At 67.7% G+C, this 13,365-nt stretch carries 13 protein-coding genes and 1 pseudogene; 5 read left to right on the top strand and 9 right to left on the bottom strand.

Annotation, left to right across the window (positions count from 1 at the left end; all coding sequences use genetic code 11):
* Positions 1-17: 17 nt before the first annotated feature.
* A pseudogene (locus NM1_RS43860) lies at positions 18-154 on the top strand (aldo/keto reductase); the annotation flags it as partial.
* A 239-nt stretch (positions 155-393) separates the two neighbouring features.
* Here the strand turns inward: NM1_RS43860 and NM1_RS09565 are convergent.
* Both NM1_RS09565 and NM1_RS09560 read right to left on the bottom strand, forming a co-directional pair.
* Entirely contained in the window at positions 394-666 is a 273-nt protein-coding gene (locus NM1_RS09565) for a hypothetical protein (protein ID WP_068016758.1), read from the bottom strand.
* A complete protein-coding gene (locus tag NM1_RS09560) occupies positions 663-1,853 on the bottom strand; it encodes a low temperature requirement protein A (protein ID WP_068016953.1) in 1,191 nt (396 codons plus the stop codon). Before NM1_RS09560 ends, NM1_RS09565 begins: the two co-directional genes overlap by 4 nt.
* A gap of 237 nt (positions 1,854-2,090) precedes the next feature.
* On the opposite strand from NM1_RS09560, the gene NM1_RS09555 reads away from it, so the two are divergent.
* The 4 genes from NM1_RS09555 (at position 2,091) to NM1_RS09540 (ending at position 4,666) form a co-directional block, all read left to right on the top strand.
* The gene (locus tag NM1_RS09555; protein ID WP_068016951.1) at positions 2,091-3,026 is read left to right on the top strand and encodes a LysR family transcriptional regulator; all 936 of its coding nucleotides are present in this window, start codon (positions 2,091-2,093) and stop codon (positions 3,024-3,026) included.
* 210 nt (positions 3,027-3,236) lie between these two features.
* Positions 3,237-3,989 (top strand): SDR family oxidoreductase, encoded by a 753-nt coding sequence (locus tag NM1_RS09550; protein ID WP_068016755.1) that lies wholly within the window; start codon positions 3,237-3,239, stop codon positions 3,987-3,989.
* Positions 3,990-4,061: 72 nt separating this feature from the next.
* Positions 4,062-4,253, top strand: a complete 192-nt coding sequence (locus NM1_RS09545; RefSeq protein WP_147288824.1) for a hypothetical protein — start codon at positions 4,062-4,064, stop codon at positions 4,251-4,253.
* A gap of 89 nt (positions 4,254-4,342) precedes the next feature.
* Positions 4,343-4,666 carry a hypothetical protein gene (locus NM1_RS09540; RefSeq protein ID WP_068016748.1) on the top strand — a complete coding sequence of 108 codons (324 nt, stop codon included), beginning with the start codon at positions 4,343-4,345 and terminating at the stop codon, positions 4,664-4,666.
* Positions 4,667-4,751: 85 nt separating this feature from the next.
* On the opposite strand, the gene NM1_RS09535 is transcribed toward NM1_RS09540, so the two are convergent.
* From NM1_RS09535 to NM1_RS09510, 7 genes are read right to left on the bottom strand one after another with little or no spacing between them, the layout of a single operon-like run.
* Entirely contained in the window at positions 4,752-5,501 is a 750-nt protein-coding gene (locus tag NM1_RS09535) for a class II aldolase/adducin family protein (protein WP_068016745.1), read from the bottom strand.
* Positions 5,498-6,238, bottom strand: coding sequence for an SDR family NAD(P)-dependent oxidoreductase (locus tag NM1_RS09530; RefSeq protein ID WP_068016742.1), 741 nt, complete (start codon positions 6,236-6,238; stop codon positions 5,498-5,500). The genes NM1_RS09535 and NM1_RS09530 overlap by 4 nt, the downstream gene beginning before the upstream one ends.
* Positions 6,235-6,516: a hypothetical protein gene (locus NM1_RS43855; protein WP_174556858.1), complete on the bottom strand. Its 282-nt coding sequence runs from the start codon at positions 6,514-6,516 to the stop codon at positions 6,235-6,237. Before NM1_RS43855 ends, NM1_RS09530 begins: the two co-directional genes overlap by 4 nt.
* The gene (locus tag NM1_RS09525; protein ID WP_174556857.1) at positions 6,513-8,513 is read right to left on the bottom strand and encodes a hydantoinase B/oxoprolinase family protein; all 2,001 of its coding nucleotides are present in this window, start codon (positions 8,511-8,513) and stop codon (positions 6,513-6,515) included. Before NM1_RS09525 ends, NM1_RS43855 begins: the two co-directional genes overlap by 4 nt.
* A gap of 3 nt (positions 8,514-8,516) precedes the next feature.
* Positions 8,517-10,646: a hydantoinase/oxoprolinase family protein gene (locus tag NM1_RS09520; RefSeq protein ID WP_068016739.1), complete on the bottom strand. Its 2,130-nt coding sequence runs from the start codon at positions 10,644-10,646 to the stop codon at positions 8,517-8,519.
* A gap of 48 nt (positions 10,647-10,694) precedes the next feature.
* Positions 10,695-12,173, bottom strand: a complete 1,479-nt coding sequence (locus NM1_RS09515) for an aldehyde dehydrogenase family protein (protein ID WP_068016736.1) — start codon at positions 12,171-12,173, stop codon at positions 10,695-10,697.
* Positions 12,170-13,354 carry an FAD-dependent oxidoreductase gene (locus NM1_RS09510; RefSeq protein ID WP_068016732.1) on the bottom strand — a complete coding sequence of 395 codons (1,185 nt, stop codon included), beginning with the start codon at positions 13,352-13,354 and terminating at the stop codon, positions 12,170-12,172. The genes NM1_RS09515 and NM1_RS09510 overlap by 4 nt, the downstream gene beginning before the upstream one ends.
* Positions 13,355-13,365: the final 11 nt, after the last annotated feature.

Raw genomic sequence — 13,365 nt, 5'->3', positions numbered from 1 at the left:
ACAACCTCGGCGGCGACCTGCCCGTCCACCGGCTCGGCTACGGCGCCATGCAGATCACCGGCTCCGGCGTCCGGGGCGACCCGGCCGATCCCGACTAGCCTTCCGCGTCCTGCGGCGGGCCGTCGAACTCGGCGTGAACTTCATCGACACCGCCGCGCCAGCCGATTCCTCGCTGCGCCACATCCGCTGGGAGCTACCGCCGATCGTGGACAGATCGACGTCCGACAGACGACTGTGCGCAAACCGACCGTGAAACGCCCGTCCCGAAAGGGGGACTGACCCGCAACGGCACGAACATCCCCGACAGCGCTGCTTCCCACCTCTCGAACGGCACACCGGGCGCGGGTCCCGGATCTCACAATCGCTTGGTGCGCAACGGCTTCGATGCGGCCACTACGCACTCCGGGGGCGCGCCGCGTAGCGGGCGACGGCCGCGACGGCCGCGGCGGGCAGGAAGTTCAGCAGCCAGAAGGGGATTTCCTCGGCGAAGCCGTAGCCTTCGTCGATCACGCCGACGGCCATGTTGCCGCTGACCAGTGCCAGCCAGACGAGCAGGAAATCCTCTGTGGCGCGGCGGATTCCGCGCTTGCCGAAGGCCGAGCCGACGAGCACGAACACGGCGAGCAGGACGAATCCGACGAGGATGACGACGGTGGTGCGGCTCATCTGGTCTCCAGTTCCGGCGCCGTGTTGGGCGCCTGTGCGGTAGGTAGTGAGGTCACAACGGCCAATGCCAGCAGGACGGCGGCGACGGCGCCGTCGAGCAGCAGCAGCGGCCAGCCCGCCATCCCGCCGGCCACGGCTAGCGCGAGAAGGGCAGCGAAACCCGTTGCCCCGGCGAGGCGTTCGGTGCGGTCGAAGCCGCCGGTGGAGATCAGGAACACCAGCATGCCCACGGCGAACACGGCGGGTCCGCCGACGATGACGAGCACGTCGGGCCACTCGGCGTGGTGGTCGGGGTGCGACATGGTTTGTTCGGCCGCGACCGCGGTCACGATGATCCCGGCCACCAACAGGGCGTGCGCGTAGGCGTAGGCGCCGCGGCCCAGCTTCGCCGGATCACCCGAACGGATCACGCGGTGCACGGCCCCGTCGGATCGGCGGGTGAAGTACAGCCACCACAGCGCGAACGTCTCCACGAAGGCAACGATCAGCGACGCCGAAGCCCGTGCCCCCGAAGACAGTTCGGCATAGGTCTTCCCGATCGACAGGACCGATTCACCGAGGGCGATGATCACGATCAGACGGCACCGCTCCGCCAGATGAGCGGGCGACAACGTCCATGTCGACATGGGCGTGCGCCCGAGTCCGGGTACGGCGTAGTTCGCTGCCGGGCCGAGCACGTCGACCGCGAGCGCCGCGACCCACCACAGCAGTCGGGCGTTTCCGTCGGCGGTGGCGCCGACGATCCACAGCACGCTCGCGGCGGTCGACCAGATGCCCAGGTGCAGGTAGTTGCGCGACAGTTGGTGGCCGCGCAGCACGATCACCATGAACAACGGTCGCAACACCTGCATCGCGGCCACCGCGACCGCGAACTGCAGGCCGTGGTCTCCGAACGCCTCGGGGATGGCCGCGGACATGATCAGGCTCAACAGCATCAGCACCGCCAGCAGCACCCGCACCGGAACCCGGTCGGGGTCGACCCAGTTCGTGGCCCATGCCGTGTAGTTCCAGACCCACCACACGGCGCCGAACAGCACGAGCGTTTCGACACCGCCGCGAACGGTCAGGTGATGCAGCAGCGTCGCCGACAACTGGGTGACGGCGAAGACGTACACCAGATCGAAGAACAACTCCATCGTGGTGACCGGCGGCTCGTCACCGGACCGCCACAGCGATTGCAGCCGCATGTCCTCCTCCTCGATCGCCACACGCCCTCGGGGCGATTGGGGTGGCGTGGACGGTGATGTCGCGGCAACGTCGCCGTCCACGCCGGATATCGACGGTATGTCCATGCCCCGTCGATTCGGAAACAGTAAATAGCTGGCTACCTACAATGAGGAATTGTAAGTGCAGGTCGAGCGGGCGCCGTGCTAAGACAGCGCCGAATTCCGGTAGGGGTCGCGCGAGCCGGTAGCATGCGGCGCATGCTCAATCCCGCGGTGTCGCCGACCGAGGAGCCGCTGGACTCGCGGCGGTTGCAGCAATTCCTGTGTGTCGCGGAGCATTCCGGATTCAGCAAGGCCGCCGAGCAGCTGCACCTGAGCCAGCAGGCGCTCAGCGCGTCGGTCGCCAAGCTGGAATCTCAACTGGGGGTGACGCTGTTCGACCGCACCGGGAGGCAGGTGCGCCTGACCCCGGCCGGGAAGGCGCTGCGCGACGGCGCGTCGGTGCTGCTGTCGGCGGGTCAGGTGCTTGCGCGGCAGGTCCGCGACGCCGCCGCCGCGCAGCGTCGGCCGTTCGTCGTCGCGCACACGCCGGCGATCACTGCCGAGGAGGTACACCGCCTGCTCGAACCGGTTCGCCACGGGATGCCGGACGTGTCGGTCACCGCGCTGCAAATGTTCCCCAGCGACCTCGAAACGGCGGTCCTGAACGGCTCGGTCGACCTCGCGCTGCGGCGCGGTACCACCGTCCCCGCCACACTGGCGGCCGCCGTGATCGCCTACCACCCGCTGCACGTCGCCGTCGCCCGCGACCACCACCTCGCCGGACACCGCACCATCGCTATTCGCGACCTGCGCGACGAACGGTTCATCGTCTGGGCGCCGCCGGGCACGTCGTTCTACACCGATTTCATCCTGAGTACCTGTCGCCGTGCGGGTTTCGAACCGACACTGGTGGTGAACCGGATTCAGGGCACGACGCCCGCCACCGCGGTTCTCGACTACCCGGACGCGGTCGCCTTCGTCACCGAGCCACCCGGTCCGGCACTCGGCGGCACCGTGCAGATCATCAATCTCACCGACCCGCCCCTGGCCCCGGTCCAGGGCGTCTGGCTGCCACACACCCGATCGGCCATCCGCGACCTGCTCACCACCGGCGACAACCCACGCACCATCTCGCCGATACCGCGCCGATAACCTGCGGCACATCGCGACGCAACCTCGTACCACCCGGTCGGTCCGCACACGCACGCGCAGAACCACAACCGGATCGAACTACCAGGCGAGCATATCCTGCGCAAACAACTAATAGTGGTAAGTAAACCAATAAGTTCTGTTTCCCATTTGTGCAATACGTTCCTAGCGTCGAGTTCGCAAGATCCCGAACCGACAAGAAGGACTCACCCCATGAGCACAGTGTTGGCAGGCAAATCGGCGATCGTCGCCGCGGGCGCGAAGAACCTGGGCGGCCTCATCAGCACCGGCCTCGCCGAGCGCGGCGCGAACGTGCTGGTGCACTACAACAGCGCGAGCAGCGAGGCCGACGCCGACAAGACCGTCGCCGCCGTCGAGGCCACCGGCCGCAAGGCGGTCAAATTCCAGGCCGACCTCACCGTCCCGGCCAACGTGCGGCGCATGTTCGACACCGCCGTCGACGCGTTCGGCTCGGTCGACATCGCGATCAACACCGTCGGCAAGGTGCTGCGCAAGCCGATCACCGAAACCACCGAGGCCGAATACGATTCGATGTTCGACATCAACTCCAAGGCCGCCTACTTCTTCCTGCAGGAGGCCGGTAAGCGGCTCAACGACGGCGGCAAGGTGGTCACCGTGGTGACCTCGCTGCTGGCGGCCTTCACCGACGGCTACTCCACCTACGCGGGCGCCAAGTCCCCGGTGGAGCACTTCACCCGCGCCGCGGCGAAAGAGTTCGCCGCCCGCGGCATCTCGGTCAACAACGTCGCCCCCGGCCCGATGGACACCCCGTTCTTCTACCCCCAGGAAACCCCGGAACGGGTGGAGTTCCACAAATCCCAGGCCATGGGCGGACGCCTGACGCAGATCGACGACATCGCCCCGCTGGTCGAATTCCTCGTCACCGACGGCGGCTGGGTCACCGGCCAGACCATCTTCGCCAACGGCGGCTACACCACCCGGTGACAGCACCCGCGCGGCGCCCGGACGAAAACACCGGGCGCCGCGCCCATTTCACACCACCCCCAGGAGATGGCCATGCCCGACAACGCGTTCTCCGACCTCGCGGAGCGACAGCGAAGGAACCTCCGCACCGACCTCACCAAGACCGCCGAATGGCGACTCGACCAGCTCGACCGCATGGAACGCATGCTCCTCGAGCACGCCGACGAGTGGCGTGCCGCGCTGCGCGGCGACTTCGGGAAGCCTTCGTTCGAGCAGCAGTTCTAGATCACGGTGCCCGCTGGCGGCTGACGTTCGTTCGAATCCAGCAGCACCGAACAGCCTCCACCCCAACCCCTTTCACAGCAGGAACCGTGATGACAACCTCCGATCAGCCCAGCAGCGAATCCGTCCGTGCCCTGGTGACCGCGGTCAACACCGGAGACCGGCTCGGGTTCTACAACACCCTCGCCACCGGCGCGACGCTGTCCGACGACGGTCGTCCGCACGACCTCACCGAATGGGCCGAACGCGAAATCTTCACCACTCACGGCCATTTCGAGATCGAGTCCGAATCCGGCGACGGTCTCAGGGTGATCGCGAACTATCGCAACGACCGCTGGGGACAGATGCGTACCCGCTGGACGTTCACCGTCGACGCCGACGGCAAGATCAGCCGTATCGACACCGGTCAAGCCTGAATTCCACACTGTGCCAACGGTTCCCGAAACCGATCCGGACCGCGGCGGCCTGCCTCGCAGCAGGCTGCCGCGGTCGTCGCGGTGTTCATTCGGGCGAGCTGATCCTCGCTGGGACCCCATCGGCGGCTGGTGAGCTTGCTGTGTTCACGGTGGTTCGTACCAGGTAGTCCCACGCCTTGCCGATCGCGGTGGAGTTGTAGATGTGTTCGCGTTTGGCCAGCGACTCCGCCGGGTTCGACCAGTGCAGCGCGTCCCCGAAAGCCATGGTACGTAGCTGCTGTTCGGCCGCCTGCTCCAGCAGTAGCGCAGCGAACGTTGCGGTCGGCAGATCCGGTCCGACCGTGACGATTCCGTGGTTCACCAGGAACAGCGCGGACGCGACGCCGAGACACTCTGCGACCGCCCTGCCGAGATCGGCGGTCATGATCAGGTCCGCGGTCGCGGTGAACCGCGGCACCGCTGGAGGCACGAAGTAGTTGGCCGCGTGGCTGACCGGCACCAACTCCTTCCCTGCGGCCGCCAGCGCGATCGCGTGCGGCGCGTGGGTATGCACCACTCCCCCGACATCGGGACGTGCGGCCATGATCTCGGTGTGGATGGGGTATTCGAACTGCACCGCACCCTCGCCGTCGACAACTTTTCCGCCGCGGTCGACCAGATGCACACGGGCGGGGGTGATTTCGTCGAGGCCCCAGCCGCTGGCCTTGATCCACACACCCCGGTCCTCGGGGTCGCGGGCCGAGCTGTGGCCCCAGATGAAGTCGCCCTGGCCGTGCCGGGCGAGGATGCGACTGGAGGTGGCGACCAACCGGCGGACCTCGGTGATGTCGCTCATCGGTGTACCAGCCCGCCGTTGACCGAGATCGTCTGTCCCGTCAGGTAACTGCTGTCGTCGCTGAGCAAGAACACCGCGAGGCTCGTCATGTCGTCCGGTCCGGCGGTACGGTGCAGTGCCTGGGCGGCGAGCATGGCGTCCTTCTGTTCCGGCGATACGGTCTCCCGGGCGACCTCGGTGTAAACGGGGCCGGGTGAGAGCGTGTTGACGCGAATCCCGTATTGCCCCAGCTCGTGTGACATCGAGAAGGTCATGGCGGTGACGCCGCCCTTACTGGCCACGTAGTGCAGGTATCCGGATCTGCCGAGTTGCACGGCGTCGGAGCCGATGTTGACAATGCTGGCACCATCCGAACGTCGTAGCAGCGGTAACAGTGTCGCGGTCAGCAGCCAGGGCCCCTTGAGATTGACGGCCATGAGCCGGTCCCATTCCGCAGGGGTGATCTCCCAGAACGGTTTCATCCGGATCGTGGAAAAGATCGCGGCATTGTTGATCACACCGTCGACGCGACCGTACCGTTCGCCGAGCTCGGCGGCCAGCGTGCGACAACTGTCCGGATCGGCGACGTCGACGATGTGGTGCGAGGTGCAGTCCGCGAGCTCCTGGACGGCCGGGGACAGGTCGACGGCGGCGACCGTGGCGCCCTCCCTGTGCAGCCGCTGGGCGTAGCCGGCGCCGATACCCTGTGCGGCTCCGGTGACGACGACGACCTTCCGGTCGATGTTCGAATACCTCATGCCAGGGCCCACTTTCGGTAGTTCGGTTCGTCGGCGGGGACGATCTCGGTGGCGAGTGCTGTCAGGCAGCCGGGGCAGAACGATTGCCGCAGTGCCATGGTCCGGTCGGTGAACAGTGCCGGGTCCTCCTTGATGCCCGGGCCCGCGTTCGCTGCGGCCGAGGTCCGCACCAGCGCCTGCGACATCGGTTGCTGCGGCGACGCGCCGACCTGCGCGCCACAGTGACGGCAGCACACCGCGCCGTCGCCGCCGGTCTCGAGATTGATGTCGATGATCACGGTCGTTCTCCCGGAATGATGGTGAGAGTGGTTGTGGCGCCGGCACGTTCAGCGCGGGCCTGCTGCCGGTAGGCAGCGGTACGGTCGAGGTCCGGGTGGGCCTGGTCGTCGAGCACGACGCCGTATACATGGCGTGCCGCGTCGGGAGATACCTTGTGCGCCTGGACGTCCGCGGCCACCATCTCGGGCTCACGCAGGAACGGGTCCCCGATGCCCCCACCGCCTTGCCAATGGGTGTAGTAGACATCGTCGGCGCCGAGGGCGGTCTCGAGGTGCGGTGGGACCACGTCGCGGCGGCCGCCCATGTCGTCGAAAGCGGCGGGTATGCGTCCGGCGGCGAAGGCGGCGCGGACAGCGCTGTCGCGGATGAGGAGGTCGTGCTGGGTGGCGGCGGGATAGCCGCCGGACAGTCCGGGGGCCTGTGGCACTGCCTTGCCCGGTGCGGAGACGACCAGATGCAGCCCGTCCGGGCCGGTGTCGTGCGGGATGAAGCAGCTCGAGGCGCCGACACCGCCGCGGTAGCGACCCGGACCGCCGGAGTCGGTTTCCTCGCGCCGCCACAGATACAGGATGGGGAAGCTGAATTCGTTGATCTCCACGTCGGCGACGCGGCCCATCGGTATGCAGTTCTCGCCGCCGGTATCGACGCCGTCGCCATCGATCTTGGCGCCGAGCCCACCGGCCATGGCATCGCACAGCATGGTCACGAAGCCGCCGCCGCGCTGGTCGACACCGGCGAGCAGGGTGAGATCCCAAGTGCCACAACACACACTCATCAGCTGGCGGGAGTGCACGGGGTGGGTGGCGAGCATGGCCGCGACGGTTTCCGACACCGCATTCTGGGTCGCCCATGCCGAGGCGACCGAGGCCTTGCCGATTCCGGCGGGGAAGGTGCAGTTGTTGAGCGTGCCCGGCTCGCTGATGATGCCGATGGCGCGGTAGATGCCGCCGGGTGCCCAGGGGATGTCGGGGCAGAGCATGGTGAGCAGTACCGGCATGATACCGCCGCGCAGCCCGGCCAGGGTGCAGTTGATGATGCCATCGACCTGTGGGTCGGTACCGGTGAAGTCGAAGGTCAGCCGGTCGCCGGATTTGGTCATGGTCAGCACGATCTTGTGGATCGCGCGGTCGCCGGCGCGGCCGCCGTCCTGGTGCGCGACCGCACCCCAGCTGCCGTCGGGGAGTTCGGCGAGCTTCGCCCGCACCCGGGTCTCGGCGTCGTTCATCATCCGCTTCATGACGGCCTTGACCGTGCGGGCGCCGTACTTGCCGATCAGAGCGTGCAGCCGGTCGTGGGCGACGTTGTTGGCACCGATCTTCGCGCGCAGGTCCAGCGCGACCAGCTTGGGTACACGGGATCGCCGCAGGTATGCGTCCTCGACATCGGCTCGCAGACGGCCGTTTTCGACGATCTTGACCGGCGGTGTGGGGATGGATTCCCAGAACACGTCGCGGCCGTCGACCGACCAGCTTCCGGGGGAGACTCCGCCGAGATCGACCTGGTGGGCGACGGCGGCGGTCCACCCGAACAGTTCGCCGTCGTGGAACAGCGGCGCCAGCACGGTGACGTCGTTCTGGTGCAGCCCGCCGCCGACCCACGGGTCGTTGCACAGGAACAGGTCGCCGGGCCCGAACCCGGGATTCGAACTGCGGTGGTGCAGTGTCCATTTCGCGGCCATGTCGACCGAGGCGGCCAGCTGCATGTTGTAGAGGCCGACCTGGACGGTGTCACCGGTCTCGTCGAGGATGGCGGCACCGAAGTCGTTGCAGTCGGTGACGACGACCGAGCCGCTCATACGCTTGATGGCGTCGCCCATCTCCTCGGTGATCGCCGCCAGGCGGTGCCGGACGACCTCGTAGGTCAGCGGGTCGAGGGCGGTGACCTCGTCCGGGTCCACCCGGTGCAAGGCAACCGCACCGACCGCGCGGGTGTCGGTGGCAAGTGATTCCGGTTGAACGGCAAAGCGTTCCGAACCGGCCACGGGAACTGCGGGCATGGGTCAGCCCTCCTTCGTGACATCGGTGTCCGCGTCCGCGGACCGGTAGGTGATGACGAGATTGCCGAGACGGTCGACGGTCGCCTCGGTGCCGCGCGGCAGTGCCACGGTGGTCGTCGGCGCTTCCACGACCGCGGGCCCCACGAGCCGATGACCGGCGCCCAGCGCCGTGTAGTCGTAGATCGCGGCCGCTTCCCGGCCGTGGACCACGTCGAGAAAAACCTCGCGGGTGCCGCGCGGGACGGGATCGCCCTGGTGCACTGCGTGTTCGGGCAGGATCGGGCGGATGGGCAGGTGCCCGACGGCGCGTACCCGGTAGGTGATCACCTGCAGTCCGGCGTCGGCGAAGCCGGAGCCTTTGCCGTAGATGCTCTCGTAGCGGCGTTCGAATTCGCTGCCGACGCCGGCGATATCGTCCCCGGCGAGCTGCCCTCCGGGGACCGGGGTCGAGACCTCGGCCATCTGCATGGTGTAGCGAATGTCGGCTTCCCGTTCGTAGGTCACGGTCTCGAACCGGAGCCCCTGATCTCGCAGGCGTTGCCGCAGTTCGTCTTCCAGCTCGGTGTAGACCTCGTTCACGGCAGTGTCCGGCGGCGGGAAGGTGTGCGGGCGGCTGCGCTCGGCGGTCAGCACGATGTCCGATGCGGCCAGGCCGTAGGCGGAGAACACCGCCGCGGTCGATCCCAGCGGCACCACGACCTGGGCGACACCGAGGTCGGCCGAGTAACTGGCCGCATGCACCGGCCCGGCGCCACCGAACGAATACAGCACGAAGTCACGGGGATCCTGGCCGGTGTTGACCACGACCTTGCGGACCAGATCGGCGGTCTGGGCGTTCTGGATCGCGTAGATCGCCTGTGCCGCGTCGGCCACCGACAGGCCGAGGGGTTCGGCGATATGTGTCCGGATTGCTTCGGTGGCAAGTTCTTTCGATAGCTGTTTGCGCCCGCCGAGGAAGTTGTCCGGGTTGACGATGCCGAGCACGACGTCGGCGTCGGTCACCGTCGGCTCGGTGCCACCGGCGCCGTAGCACGCCGGACCCGGCCGTGCCCCGGCGCTGCGCGGGCCCACGCGCAGGTTGCCGCCCGCGTCGATCCAGGCGATCGCACCGCCCCCGGCCCCGATGGTGTGCACGTCGACCATCGGCGTGCTGACGGTGTACTGATTGAGCACCGTCGATGTCGAGGTGACCGGTTGGCCGTCGCGGACCAGTCCGACCAGGAACGTGGTCCCGCCCATATCGGTGGAGATGACGTTGCGGTGCCCGAGTGTCTCTGCGAGATTGCGGCACCCGATGACACCGCCGGTGAGGACCGATCCGATGGTCGTGATCGCGTGTGAGGGTGCGTCTTTGGATGATACGCAGCCGCCGGAGCCCTGCATCACCAGCAGGGTGCCGGTGAAGCCGCGATCCTTCAGCTCATCCTCGAGCGGCCGCAGGTAGGCTGCCAGCCGGGGGCCGACCTGTGTGTTCATGATCGTGGTGACGCTGCGTGCGTATTCGCGGATACGCGGGCTCACATCGCTCGACAGCGCCACATAGAGATCCGGAGCCTCCTCGCGGACGATCTCGCGGATGCGCTGCTCGTGCACCGGGTTCCGGAACGACCACAGCAGGCTCACCGCGATGGATTCGACGCCGTCGGCCAGCAGCGCGCGCACCTGGTCGCGCACGGCTTGCTCGTCGAGCGGGACGATCACCGCGCCCTTGTAGTCGATGCGCTCGTCGATCTCGCGGATGCGCTCGTGCGGCACCAATGCCGCGGGTTTGGCGGTGCGAGCCATGTGCTGGATGTCGTCGCTGCCCAGCCCGGCGTAGCGGCCTTCCAGGTTCATGATCGAGATGGAATCGGCGTGGCCGCGAGTGGTCAGGAATCCGACCCGGGCAACGTCACCGGTGACGATCGCGTTGAGGGTGGAGGTGGTGCCGTGCACGATGTAGTCGGTCTCCGACAGCAGTTGCGCGGTCGTGATATCCAGCGCACCGGCCAGATCATCGATGGCGGTGAGGAAGCCGCGGGCGAAATCCGGTGGGGTGGAGGGTGTTTTGGCGGCGGCGAGCCGGTTGTGACGGTCGGCGACGAAAGCGTCGGTGAACGTGCCGCCCGTGTCGATTCCGATGACGTAGGGCATGAGGGCCTCCGAGGATGAGAGAGCTTGGGGTACAGACGGTTTCGGGTGTCACAGCAGCACGTTGACCGCCTTGGTCTGGGTGTAGCTGAGCAGTTCTTCCAGGCTTTCCTCGCGGCCGACACCGGAGGCCTTGTACCCGCCGAACGGGACATTGGGGAAATGACGCGACGAGCCGTTGATCCAGGTGAACCCCGCATCGAGCGCGCCGATCACGCGATGCGCCCGGGTGATGTCGCGGGTCCACACGCTGGCGGTCAGCCCGTAGTCGACGCTGTTGGCGATATCGACGGCGTGCTGTTCGGTGTCGAAGGTGAGGATCGACAGCACCGGGCCGAACACCTCCTCGCGGGCGACGGTTGCCTGTGGGGTGACCCCGCCGAGCACGGTGGGCCGCAGGTAGTGACCGCGAGGGAGGCCGTCGGGCCGGACACCGCCGGTCAGCACGGTGGCACCTTCGGCGACGGCGGTGCGGATGTAATGGTGAGCGCGATCGAGTTGCCGCTGCGACACCAGCGGCCCCTGCTGACAGTGTTCGTCGAACGGGCTGCCCACCGTGCGTGCCGCCACCTCGGCCACCACCCGGGCGGTGACCTCCTCCGCGACGCTCTCGTGCACCAGCAGCCGCGAGTTGGATCCGCACGACTGCCCGGACCAGGTGAAGTTCATGCCGAATACCGCTCCGGCGGCGGCCTTTTCGAGATCGGCGTCGTCGAACACGAGCATGGCGTTCTTGCCGCCGAGTTCGAGTGTGATGTCCTTGACCGTGTGCTCGGCCGCCTCGCGCTGCAGCGCCCGGCCGGTGGGTTCGCTACCGATGAACCCGATGCGTCGCACCTGCGGGTGGCGGGCGATGGCGCGGGGCACGGCCGGACCGTCCCCGACGAGGATCGACAGCACTCCCGGCGGTAGCTCGCCCGCCAGCAACTCCCCCAGTCGCAGTGATGACAGCGGCGCCACCTCCGGCGGTTTCACCAGCACGCAGTTGCCGGCGACCAAGGGAGCGGCGAACTTACAGGCGAACATCAGCGGATGGTTGAACGGCACGATCCGCGCGCAGATGCCGATCGGCTCCCGCAACGTGTAGTGCAGGTTGGCGCTGGCCGGGATCGTCGCGCCCTTCATCTCCAAAGCGAGTGCGGCGAACAGGCGCAGATGCTCCACCGCCATCGCGACATCGGCGCGAGCATTGGCGATGGGCGACCCCGCGTCCACGGAATCCAGGGCCGCCAATTCCTCGGCGTGCTGCTCGATCACATCAGCAACCCGGCGCACAATCGCCGCGCGTTCCGGCGCCGGGGTCATCCGCCAGGAATGTCGCGCCGATTCCGCTGCGGCGACGGCAATTTCGACATCGGTCTCGTCACCGTCCGGGACGGACGCGATGACGGTTTCGGTAGCCGGTGACCGGACGTCGTAGGTCCGGCCGGACGCTGCTGCGACCGAGCGACCACCGATCAGCAGCCGGAACTCGCGATCGAGGTGCCGCGCGATATGAACGGGGATTTCGGCATCGAGCCTGAGGGTCATCGGGTACTCCTGGTGGTGTCGGCGTACAGCCAGTCGCTGTAGCGGTAGCTGCTGGGGTCGTGCTCGCGCAGATAGGCGTTGCGCAGGGTGGCGGTCATGCCGTCGCAGTGCCACAGGTCGCCCCACCAGCGCGCGGTGGTCTGTACCCGGGCGGTGCGAGGGATACGGCGGTTCTGGAAATCGGTCACCGCCTGTTTCCACCGTCCGGTGGTGAGGGGTGCGGCACCGAGGGCGCCTGCGAGGGTGTCGGCGTCCTCGATCGCCTGGCAGGCGCCCTGGGCGAGGTACTGCAACATCGGGTGGGCGGCATCGCCGACCAGAAGCAGCCGGTCCCGGTGCCAGCTGCCGATGGGTTCGCGATCGCTCATCGGCCACCAGCGATCGCGCCACAACTGCTCAAGCGCCGATTGCACTGGCCCACAGCACTTCTCGAACGCCAGGTCCAGTTCGTCCGGGCCGCCCCACTCCGGCGCGCCGGCGTCGAATCGCCCGCTGCGGAACACGGCGACGGTGTTGAGCATTTCGCGCTGCCGCAACGGATACTGCACCAGGTGGCATCGGGGTCCGATCCAGCCGACAACCTCGTCGAGGTCCGAACCGGTCGCGGCGCCGACCGGCATCGCGCCGCGGTAGGCGACATAGCCGGACGGTACGGGTGCGTCGTCGCTGATGGTTGCTCGCAGCCGGGAGTTGAGCCCGTCGGCGCCGATCACGATGTCGCTGGAGAACTGTTCTCCGGTAGTCAGTGTGGTGACGACACGGTCGGCGTGTTCGGTCACGGTGTCGGCTTCGCTGTCGGTGCGCAGATCCACGCCGGCGTCGCGGGCGGCGTCGAGCAGAATCCGATGCAGGTCGCTGCGGTGTGTGACGACGTACGGCGCGCCGTAGCGGTCCTCGAAGTCGGCGTCCAGTTCCAGCGCGGTCAGGCAGTCGCCGGACAGCGCGTCCCGCAACGAGATGCGGCGCGGTACGACACCGCTGTCGACGACGCGGCCGAGCAGACCCCACGCGGCCAGAATGCGGGTGGCGTTCGGGCCGAGTTGCAACCCGGCGCCGACTTCACCGAACAGCGGCGCTTTTTCGATGAGGCGGACGGTGCGCCCGGTGCGGGAGAGGGCGAGCGCCGTGGCCAGACCGGCCACTCCCCCGCCGACAATCAACGCTTCGGTTCGAGATTGCATGGTGACATGTG

The sequence above is a fragment of the Nocardia mexicana NBRC 108244 genome (genome assembly GCF_001613165.1).
Lineage (GTDB): Bacteria > Actinomycetota > Actinomycetes > Mycobacteriales > Mycobacteriaceae > Nocardia > Nocardia mexicana.
Note: the sequence above shows the minus strand (reverse complement) of the source record. Positions and strands in the feature narration are given on the sequence as shown.

Bases quoted from the DNA above. Each gene is read 5' to 3' on its own strand.
- NM1_RS09565 (WP_068016758.1), bottom strand. From the start codon at position 666: ATGAGCCGCACCACCGTCGTCATCCTCGTCGGATTCGTCCTGCTCGCC.
- NM1_RS09560 (WP_068016953.1), bottom strand. From the start codon at position 1,853: ATGCGGCTGCAATCGCTGTGGCGGTCCGGTGACGAGCCGCCGGTCACC.
- NM1_RS09555 (WP_068016951.1), top strand. From the start codon at position 2,091: ATGCTCAATCCCGCGGTGTCGCCGACCGAGGAGCCGCTGGACTCGCGG.
- NM1_RS09550 (WP_068016755.1), top strand. From the start codon at position 3,237: ATGAGCACAGTGTTGGCAGGCAAATCGGCGATCGTCGCCGCGGGCGCG.
- NM1_RS09545 (WP_147288824.1), top strand. From the start codon at position 4,062: ATGCCCGACAACGCGTTCTCCGACCTCGCGGAGCGACAGCGAAGGAAC.
- NM1_RS09540 (WP_068016748.1), top strand. From the start codon at position 4,343: ATGACAACCTCCGATCAGCCCAGCAGCGAATCCGTCCGTGCCCTGGTG.
- NM1_RS09535 (WP_068016745.1), bottom strand. From the start codon at position 5,501: ATGAGCGACATCACCGAGGTCCGCCGGTTGGTCGCCACCTCCAGTCGC.
- NM1_RS09530 (WP_068016742.1), bottom strand. From the start codon at position 6,238: ATGAGGTATTCGAACATCGACCGGAAGGTCGTCGTCGTCACCGGAGCC.
- NM1_RS09525 (WP_174556857.1), bottom strand. From the start codon at position 8,513: ATGCCCGCAGTTCCCGTGGCCGGTTCGGAACGCTTTGCCGTTCAACCG.
- NM1_RS09520 (WP_068016739.1), bottom strand. From the start codon at position 10,646: ATGCCCTACGTCATCGGAATCGACACGGGCGGCACGTTCACCGACGCT.
- NM1_RS09515 (WP_068016736.1), bottom strand. From the start codon at position 12,173: ATGACCCTCAGGCTCGATGCCGAAATCCCCGTTCATATCGCGCGGCAC.
- NM1_RS09510 (WP_068016732.1), bottom strand. From the start codon at position 13,354: ATGCAATCTCGAACCGAAGCGTTGATTGTCGGCGGGGGAGTGGCCGGT.